Raw genomic sequence first — 9,536 nt, 5'->3', positions numbered from 1 at the left:
GAAGCAAATCATCACGACGAACAGTAAACATTTTGCTTCAGAGAAGCAAATAGTTCTGCGCAGTAAAGCGCAAAGAAAACATTTAAAATCAAAAATCCACAAAAAAAGTAGAAATAGAATGTTATGTGCTATCGAACGTAGCGAGGTGCACAAATGACGCCTACCATTCGTTGGCAAAGAAAAACATTTAAAATCTAAAGCCCCTAAAAAAGAACATAAAGAGGTCTAAAAATGATTGAAGTTCCAATTGTCATGATTAATTTTAAAACATATAATGAGTCTAGCGGTAAAGACGCTGTTGCTCTTGCTAAAGACGCCGCTAGTGTTGTTAAAACAACAAAGAAAAACGTTGTATGCGCTGTGCAAGCTCCAGACATTCAAGCAGTAGCAAAAACAGGCGTTATCACGTTTGCTCAGCACGTCGATATTGCGCTTCCTGGTCAAAATACTGGTGGCGTAAGTATTAAGGCTTTAAAAGAAAATGGTGCTGTAGGATGTCTTGTAAACCATTCAGAAAATCGTATTTCAAAAAAACAAATTATGCAAACACTCGCTCTTCTTCAGGAAGCTGATATGATAAGTGTTGTCTGCGTGAAATCACCTAGCGAAGCAAAAAAGATTGCAAAGCTCAATCCTGATCTTATTGCAATTGAACCGCCAAAGCTTATCGGCGGAGATAGTTCTGTAACCAGTGCCAATCCAAAAATGGTGACAAAGAGCGTTGATGCTGTGAAAAAAATAAGTACAAAAATCCCTGTTCTGTGCGGCGCAGGAATAAAAGGAACAAAAGATGTGAAAGCTGCATTAAAATTAGGAACGATGGGCGTTCTTGTAGCTAGCGGAGTTACCAAAGCTAAGAATAAAAAGAAAGCAATCCAAGACCTAGTCAAAGGAGTATAGAATTAAAAATGGAAAAAGGAAAAATTCATTCAAACATCATTGGAGCAATTGCACTTCTAACACTATACGGTGTTATGGTAGTTGAAAATGTTTTAATTTTACTCATCCCATTGGTGCTAGGTATAGTAACAATTGTTATGGGAGTTAAAAGATTAAAAAAATATCCTGATAAAAAAACTATTGAGAAAGTTGGAATAGGATTAGGGTGTCTAGCAATACTATTAACCGTTGTAATTGGATTTACCATAATAACATTTTAAATGAAGATTATATAGGTTAAATTACTATATTTCCTTTTTGCCAATCTTTAAGAATTATTTTAGCGGCGGTAAACGTGTCAGGCAAGCCACCTTGTTTTTTTCTATTTAGTTTATTGGCTATTGCTTCCAAAATATCTTCTTCATCATTTCCTTTTTCTGCAACAACACCATAAAAAGAGATAATTTCTTGTTTATGTGTTTTAAAAAGTTCAAATACTGCTCCTTCTGGATCTTTTGTTTTTGTTGTGCTTGCAGTGACCACGAGTCGAGCTGATTGTTTTTCATCGCTGTCTGCAAGAACTCCTGGCGTGTCAAGAATAGTTATTTTATTATCGATGCGAATGAGTTGTCGTCCTTTTGTAAAACCACTTTGTGAGGAGACGCCAGCACTTGCTTTTCCTTTCAGCGCGTTTATCACGCTTGATTTCCCTGTGTTTGGATAGCCAACAACACCGACGACGACTTCTCGTCCTTCTGCATAGCGAAGTATAGTATGACGTAGTTTTGTCATACCATAGAATTTTTGTGCTGAGACAAAAACGCAGGGATGGAGTAATTTTTTGTATGGCTCAAGTGTATCTTTTTCAACAAGGTCTGCTTTATTAATGACAGTAATGAGTATTTTACCTGCATCATGCACTTTTCGCTCTATTTCTTTGTTTCTTGTTTCTTCGATGATGCGTGCATCAACTACCATAAGGACTATGTCTGCTTCATTAAGGACGCTATCCACAAGTCTCCAGAAATTTGCCATAGAAAACAAAAAGCGTGTTTGCTTTATTAGTTTATCGTTACGTAGAGCTTTTGTCGTGTTGAGAAAGGTACATAATCAGAATCAGTTAATTCTTTATAATATACATCTAAATTGAAAATATACTGTCCTCGTTTAATGTTTTTTTTGGGAAGGGTTATTTGCACAGGGAATGATTTTCGTTCATTATTCTCCAAGGTGAACTCTCGCTTCCCTCCTAATATCCAATTGTCTGCACAAAAATCAAAATCATCTTCACAATAACAGTTTTCTGCTAAAAAAGGGTTATTACCTGAGCATTCATCACTATAATCAGCTGTTGTTGTTGCATAGGAAACATTAATCTTAAAGTGTTTTGTAGAAGGTAAATTATTATTCACTGCAACGCTAAAAATGGTTCCGTCCCCTCGTTCGCCAGTTTTAGTATTCATCAGAACAACAATCGGCGCACCATCATCAAGTAGCGCATTGAGTCGTGCTTGTGTTTGCGCATCAACTTGATCATTAAGTCCGCCTACGTTATCGTATGCTTTGTAAAACATGGTTAAGCCAGCAACCAAAATAATAATACCTAGAATAATAACAACAAGCATATTAATAGAAAGTTCTATACCTTTTTTGCTGTGAAACACCATAAACACCTACACTCATACGCCTAATAAAAAAACTAAGTAAATAATAAAATAAAAAATAATAAACTAACTAATTATATACTAAAAAAAAATAAAAAAGGTGATAAAAATAAAAAAAATCTAAAAAAAATATGCAAGGAAACACAAAAAAATTCCATTAATGTTGTATGAAATTATATTCTTTCACAAGTATCATTGCAAAAATAATAAGTATTACCGCGCCAACGCCTAATACGGTGAAGCCCATTGCAAAGTTTTCAAGTGCAGTCACTATAAGATAAATTCCTAGCGACATGATAAATACACCGAGCAAAAGAAACTTATCAAGCACAATTTTCATGATTTCAAATTCTTCTTGTTTGGTTAAATGTTTTTTTTGTTTTACCATCATGTTTCACCTATGCCACAATATTTACAAAGAGTCCGTATTCTTCAGTATCAATTGGCCGATTATCATCATAAACCCCACAGGAAACAACAACTGAACAAGCATATGATTTTTTGATTAACTCTTTGTTTGGTATTATTTTTACATTAAGTGTTCCTGCAGTTCCATCATCAATTTTTATCTTTTTTTGTACATACTCAAAAGGTTTAAAACCAGAATCAGGCGAAACATCTTCAGAACCACCATCAGAAATAGTTTTTTTCAAGCCATCACAATCAAGTCGTAATTCTGCTCCCTCTGAATCGCATTGACTAGAATCACCTGTACCCGCGTTATAAAAACTGATATGAATAAGATTTTCTTTATTCGCTCGAAGGTCAAGTTCTTCAGGAACATTTGCAATAGGGGTTGTTGCATCAGCTGTAGCAGATAAATCAACTTCATAATCTAAAAATTCATTTGCTTTGCCTTTAATACCTTTCACAATGCCTAAACCCAAACCTAAAACAGCCATTGCTAAGACTAAGATTACAATTGCGTTAATAGAAAGTTGCATGGAAGCTTTCTTTGAAAATTTCATTATAGTGCACCTCTTTTTACTCGTTAATAAGACTATATATAAGTATAATCTACCTTTTCTGCTTTATAAATGTTTTGTTAAACTTCGCGAGAATAATACTTCGCAGTATGTAAATAAATTCCCTGCAAAAACAGAGCCAAAGAAGAGGAAACTTTAAAAACAAAAGGATTTTGACTAAAACTATGATTCTTGAATCATACAAGCAAACCACTAATTATACGGGAGCTGCTTCTGCCCTGCTTTCTATTCTGCATTATTTTGACGCTACAATCGAGTTTAGTCAGGAAAACGAATTAGATATTTGGCTAAAGAGCGCCATTCTTCCTACAAGAGCATCATCGGTCTTTGGCTTGGCAATGTATGCTAAAGAAAAAGGTCTGCAACCTAAAATTATTATTGAAGACGCAAGTTATACCTATCCTGATTATCGATTCAAACGCTATACAAAAAAGCAAATTGAGCTTGCTGAGAAAATTGCTAATCGATACAAAAAGCAAGCTGAAGAAGACGGCATTCTCATCGTCGAAAAAGATTTTGATGTAAATTACATTGATAGTTTACTTGCTAAAGAAAAAATTCTTCTTATCCGTGTTAACGCTGGTCGTCTTCGCGGAACTAAGTCAACGTCAAAATATATTGTTATTTACAAGAAAAGCGCAACTGACTCTAATCAATATTTTATCATCGACCCACGTCGTCGAAGAAAAAAAATCACTCGAGAAATGCTCGAAGAGTCCCTAGAGGAACTCAAGACAAAAAAGAAAAGAGAAAAATGTATGGTAGTGTTTTAAAATAATCCGGCAACAAGAAACAATCAAACGCATTACAAAACAAGTAAAGAAAAAAAAATACATACGCTAGTTCTATTTTAAACTGTTATAATCAGCGATAACCACTCCACCTATTTCGTCTGCGCCGTGGACGCTGTAGAGTTTTCCTTTGCTATAATCAACTATTGTTTTTGCCATATCTTCACCAAGTTTGTCAAGAGAAATACCTACTACCGATATAGTAATATCCTGGCTTGATGCTATCCCAACTTGTTCAAGTACCGCTGCGTTTGGATCTCCTGATACTGTGTGTAATCCGTCAGTTAATAACACGATGTGTTTTATTCCTTTTGCGTCTTGTAATAATTCTGTTCCCTTCGCAATTGCTTGCGCTATATCTGTTTCTTGTCCGGGGCTACAAATTGCTAATGGTCGAGTAAACGTTAGAAAATCATTTGTCAAAGGTATTTGTTTTTTTGGTTGGGTATCGAAAATAATTAACCCTACTTTGTTTCTGTCGCGTATTGCTCGGTGAGCAAGCGCTACGCCTGCTCGTTTTGCAAGGCGAAGTTTTTCTCCTTTCATACTACCAGAAGTATCCAATGCATACACTATGTTTACTTGTTGGCGTGCTTCCCTATCAAAACTATACAAATCATCTTCTATAATTTCTGTTCGTCCACGCCTAATTGCTTGTTTAATAGTTCTTCGAATAGCTATGTCTTTGAATGCATCACCGCGAGCATACGCTCGAATAGTGCTTTTATCTCCCACAGCGTTTGCGGCTTTATGTACTGGTTCTCCTAAATTCGAATAGCCATGAGTGTTTTCTTTGAATTCTTCATTAATCAGAAACAATGCTGCAGCATCAAGTGCTTCTGTACTAAACTGTCCACCCGCACTTAGAATTCCTTTTTCTTGAAGGTCATCAGATTTATCTTTGAGTTTTTTTTGGAGTTCTCGTTGAAATTCTGGAATTTTAATATTCTTATCAATGAACCGTGGATCGTATCCGGTGAGTGCGCGAATAATAGTATTACCATACAATTTGTTAGCGTTCTTGTAGTCTTTCACCATTTCTTTAAACATCATGTCAGGTAAAAATGAAGAAAGGTTTTGGTTGCCTGCTTCTTCAACGAGCATGCCATCTGGAACTTGGTCAGTATTCACTTCTAACACAGTGTGCGCGAGTCGCTCATGGTCTGGGTCTGTTCCTAAATGACCAGAAAGTTCGTCACCATCATGCGTATCATCAATACAAGCTTCTCGCTCAAGGTCACTTAACACCTCATCTGACTGTGTTTGTTCCTGACTGGTTCCATCATCAGGGAACTTCATCGCCTGCTAAAGAAAAACCATTTTCTTCACAGTATTGATTAAATTCATCTCGTAAGAAATCAACTGGTTGTTTTAGGTAGGCTACCGATGGTTTGAGTTTAATTCGGTGTGCAAGAACGCTGGTTAAACTTTCCATGATATCTAGTGGCTTAACTGTTTCTCGACCATTAAGTTGTGCTATGGCTTGGCTTCGTTCATAAAGTCCAATACTTGCTCGCACGCTGGGTACTCGCTCAAGATTTTCATTTACACGCATATCTCGTAAAAATTTTATCATGCCACTAAATAAATTATCCGGAAAAGTGAGAAGTGTTTTTCCTTGTTTGCGCACAATTGTTTCTTCATCTCGTTGCGTGTCTGGATAATGCACATAGATTAAGTCAAATCGGTCAAGGAGTACATCGCTTAATGGTTCGGTGTTTGTATCTTCAGGGTTCATCGTACCAATAAAAACAAAATCAACGGCAATATCAACATCAAAGCTTCCTATGGTTACTTTTTGTTCTTCAAGTACTTGAAGAAGTGCGTTTTGTAATCGTTGCGAGCATCGATTTAGTTCGTCAAAAAAGAGAATACCATTGTTTGCTTTAAAGATTTTTCCCGGGCTAAATGCTTGCGGCGAGAGCGGTCCAAACTCCATTGCTTTAATGGGGTCTATATCGCCAATTAAGTCTTCCACGGTTAAATCTGGGCTTCCTTGTACACGCACAAAAAGTTCTTGTCCGGTGAATGTCTGTGTCGGCACCGTTTCTTGTGTTGCTTTACAGTGTGGACAAACAGGTGCTTCTGGTTTACAATGAAACCCGCAAGCGTTAAGCGTTTGCTCTCCTAAAAGAACTGCTATGTCACGTACCATGGTTGTTTTTCCCATACCAGGTCCGCCTACAAGTACTGCGTGTCGCTTCAAAAGAAGTGCTGATGCAAGTTGTTTTTTAACGTCAGTTAATCCTACAATTGAGGGGAAAGATATATTTCTTAAGTCCATTTCTCGGCTGCTGAAGAGTAATTTCTATTTAAACGTTTGCAGAAACTATTATAAATAATAAACGTATGCGCCTTTGAAAAAATAAATTATTTCCATCCATGAATAGTACTTCTTTTGTTTTTGCTTAAAAAACACCTACGCAGAAATTCCTTAACAGCCACATAGCGTAGCACCCAAACAAGCGCAAATGAGAGCTAACGAAATAGTCCAAACACGCCAAGTGAAAGTAGCGTCACAACTAGTCCTGAAATGGTTGCACCAATAACACATGCCAGTCGAAATCGTTTCTTCTCAAGTGCAATGAGAAACGCGCCAAGCGATCCTGTGTATACGCCGCTTCCCGGCAAAGGTACAGCAATAAAGAGTGCAACACCTACAAGCCCATATTTTTCTGTGAAATGACTTATTTTTCGATGTGCTTTTTTGCGTGTGCGAAGATAAAATTTTCCAATACCTAATAGTTTCCAATGAGGAATCCATTTATCAAGTAAATAAAGAATTTCAATAAGTAAGAATCCTAAAAGGATATCAGCTATAACTGCTGTAAGAAAAACGAGTACGGGAGAAAGTCCCATGCCTATTCCTAAAGGTATTGCAAGTCGTAGTTCTACAAAGGGAATTAAGGCAATGCCAAACACCATCAAATAGTTTACCAACATAAGAGTTCTAAACAAGTAATTCTATTTAAACATGATGTAAGAAAAAAGAGAATTTTTCACGGCGCGTTCAAACGAGTTTGAATGCTCCAACGCTCTCCTATGGTTGCTAAAAGCAACTCACGAACGAAGTGACTAGACAAGAATGGAAAAGAAAAAAAAGAAAAAAAATAGGCCGAAGCCTTTATTCAACAGCGTTTACTTCGATGTCGTTAAGTGACGTCACTACAACTTCTAGTTCTTCACCAGCAAAGTCGTATGAGCCATAACGAGCTACTACGTAAGCTGCACCTTGTGTTTCCATAGCTTCATAACCAGCTACAAGCATAGCTTGTTGGTCTTCATGCCATTGGATAATTGCTTTACCTTGTGAGAAGGTTTCTGCAATTTCATCAGGTGTAGGGTTGCCCATTAACTCAGCTGCTGCGGTGTTGATTACTGGACCACCAACTACAATCATAGGTTTACTGCCTACAGTTGCGTCAGTATCTAGCATACCAAGACCTAGACTAATTGGGTTAACTGTGTAACTCATACCAGCTTCGCTAACGCCAACACTTGAAGAGCGACCAGTTACTGCAATTGCAGGTTTTTGCTGTTGTGTTGGAACGCTAATTCGGAACATGTCTGAATCCATCATGCTTTCCATATCTTCCCACATAATACCATAGGTCGTTCTGTAGGCTTTGTCGTCTTCACTAATATCAGTTCCAACAAAAACAACATCGTTAGCTTCTGCTTCATCTGCAGTTGCACCAAATGATACTGCATGATGTGCAGCTAGCATAAAATATTCTCCATTTGTATCAGAGAGATTCCATGCAGCAGTGTCATTCACAGCAATAGTAATTGCTTCACTGTCTAGCTTGAATTCGATGTAATTTTCTGTGATGTTGAAATCGGCTAATAAGATTTCTTTTTCATCATCCCAAACATCAAATAACTCAGCTGTAGCTGTTTCTACAAGGTATAGTTCTGAAGATTTGGCTTGTAAGTCATCACTTGAATTATACACATAGAAGACGTCGCTGTCATCACTTGAACTCAATCTCATTGCATCAACATATGATCCATTAATTCTTGTATTGATTGGTTCAATAACTAATGTTTCATACTCTGACTGCACTGCGTCTTCCCAACCGGAGAAACTAATGCTTGCGTAGTTGTTAGGGAAATCTAAGGATTCGCCCATAGCAAGTGCTGGTCGTTCTTCGTCTGCATCTTCAAGATCTAATTTGGTTCGTGCGATACTTTGCTCAGCTCCAATATAGTCGTCCTGAGTAATGTTACCACTGTTCTGTATGTTAATAGACCATAACCATTCAGCTTCATTGTCATCATCCGGTTCACCAAAGAGTGTCATTGGTTCACCATCTTCAACTACTTTTACTAAGTCTTCACCTAGTTTTAGAGTTGCTGAATTATCACTTGCTCCTTCAATATAAAACATAGAGACTAATTCCACTTTGAAGTAATCTGCTTGTTCAAATTCAGTTGCAGTAGTTGCCGTGTCTGAAATAGCTTTAGTTTCGCCATCAACTGTTACTAAAACAGAGGATGTTCCAACTTTTTTCAAAGTTACTTCGTGACCATCTACTTCAACCATATCTCCTTGTTCCATAAAGGTTTCAGCAGAAGATTCGACACGAATAGAATCCTTTGTTGCGCTAGTTACTGCGCTAATTTTAACAGATTTACCTAATAGTTTTAACTCTAGGTTTCTATCTTCAAAAGTTACGTCTGCTGCACTTGGATCAATTGCTTCATCAAATACATATCGATATTCAATTTGACCTGCCGTGTCTACTGTCAGATATGGATCTGAATTAAATTCATCAGTTGCGCTTCCACCTGGATAATGGGTTGAAACTTGCATACCGCCTAAATGTAGTTCTTCATAGACGTCATAGTCTCCTGAATTCCATCGAACAGTAGTATCAAGTAAACTTTCCACGTCAGAATCTGTTAACGTTTTTGTAACAACTGCGTTTAAATCTTCTGTATCGATAAGATCTCCGCCTTGAACTGCAACTGCGCCGCCTGCAATAGCTACGCCTGTTTTAGCTTCAGCTTGTAAACTAGCTGCGATATCAATAGCACCGAGTACATCGGCCGTTGCTGCATTAGCTCCTACTACAATTGCACCTGTAAAAGCACCATCTTCGTCAACAAAGGGTGCAGGGTAATTGCCTAGGTCTGCTAAAGCACCTACCATAGTTGCGCCAACCATTCCTAAGGTTGCAGCAACTGCAAATACTTTTTTCATTCTTTTCACT

At 37.4% G+C, this 9,536-nt stretch carries 11 protein-coding genes; 3 read left to right on the top strand and 8 right to left on the bottom strand.

Annotated features, from left to right (window positions below):
- Positions 1-231 precede the first annotated feature (231 nt).
- Positions 232-900: a triose-phosphate isomerase gene (gene tpiA / locus K9M74_05225; protein MCF7799277.1), complete on the top strand. Its 669-nt coding sequence runs from the start codon at positions 232-234 to the stop codon at positions 898-900.
- A gap of 8 nt (positions 901-908) precedes the next feature.
- Positions 909-1,160: a hypothetical protein gene (locus tag K9M74_05220; protein MCF7799276.1), complete on the top strand. Its 252-nt coding sequence runs from the start codon at positions 909-911 to the stop codon at positions 1,158-1,160.
- Positions 1,161-1,176: 16 nt separating this feature from the next.
- Here K9M74_05220 and K9M74_05215 read toward each other — a convergent pair whose 3' ends face one another.
- The 4 genes from K9M74_05215 to K9M74_05200 form a co-directional block, all read right to left on the bottom strand.
- Positions 1,177-1,914, bottom strand: coding sequence for a 50S ribosome-binding GTPase (locus K9M74_05215; protein ID MCF7799275.1), 738 nt, complete (start codon positions 1,912-1,914; stop codon positions 1,177-1,179).
- A gap of 26 nt (positions 1,915-1,940) precedes the next feature.
- On the bottom strand, positions 1,941-2,546 hold the full coding sequence (locus tag K9M74_05210; protein MCF7799274.1) for a hypothetical protein: 606 nt from the start codon (positions 2,544-2,546) through the stop codon (positions 1,941-1,943).
- A gap of 154 nt (positions 2,547-2,700) precedes the next feature.
- Complete coding sequence (locus K9M74_05205; GenBank protein MCF7799273.1) at positions 2,701-2,931, bottom strand: hypothetical protein; 231 nt, start codon at positions 2,929-2,931, stop codon at positions 2,701-2,703.
- Positions 2,932-2,941: 10 nt separating this feature from the next.
- Positions 2,942-3,511 carry a hypothetical protein gene (locus K9M74_05200; GenBank protein ID MCF7799272.1) on the bottom strand — a complete coding sequence of 190 codons (570 nt, stop codon included), beginning with the start codon at positions 3,509-3,511 and terminating at the stop codon, positions 2,942-2,944.
- Between the two features lie 182 nt (positions 3,512-3,693).
- Here K9M74_05200 and K9M74_05195 point away from each other — a divergent pair, with 182 nt between their 5' ends.
- Positions 3,694-4,302 (top strand): peptidase C39 family protein, encoded by a 609-nt coding sequence (locus K9M74_05195; GenBank protein ID MCF7799271.1) that lies wholly within the window; start codon positions 3,694-3,696, stop codon positions 4,300-4,302.
- A gap of 72 nt (positions 4,303-4,374) precedes the next feature.
- Here K9M74_05195 and K9M74_05190 read toward each other — a convergent pair whose 3' ends face one another.
- The 4 genes from K9M74_05190 to K9M74_05175 all read right to left on the bottom strand — a co-directional run.
- Positions 4,375-5,619 carry a VWA domain-containing protein gene (locus tag K9M74_05190; protein MCF7799270.1) on the bottom strand — a complete coding sequence of 415 codons (1,245 nt, stop codon included), beginning with the start codon at positions 5,617-5,619 and terminating at the stop codon, positions 4,375-4,377.
- Complete coding sequence (locus tag K9M74_05185; GenBank protein ID MCF7799269.1) at positions 5,606-6,604, bottom strand: AAA family ATPase; 999 nt, start codon at positions 6,602-6,604, stop codon at positions 5,606-5,608. Before K9M74_05185 ends, K9M74_05190 begins: the two co-directional genes overlap by 14 nt.
- Positions 6,605-6,798: 194 nt before the next feature.
- Complete coding sequence (locus K9M74_05180) at positions 6,799-7,263, bottom strand: small multi-drug export protein (protein MCF7799268.1); 465 nt, start codon at positions 7,261-7,263, stop codon at positions 6,799-6,801.
- A gap of 181 nt (positions 7,264-7,444) precedes the next feature.
- Positions 7,445-9,536 (bottom strand): hypothetical protein (locus K9M74_05175; protein MCF7799267.1); only part of this gene is annotated, 2,092 nt, incomplete at its 5' end.

Source organism: Candidatus Woesearchaeota archaeon, from assembly GCA_021734105.1.
Classification (GTDB): domain Archaea; phylum Nanobdellota; class Nanobdellia; order Woesearchaeales; family SKGA01; genus SKGA01.
This window is presented reverse-complemented; position numbering and strand designations above follow the sequence as displayed.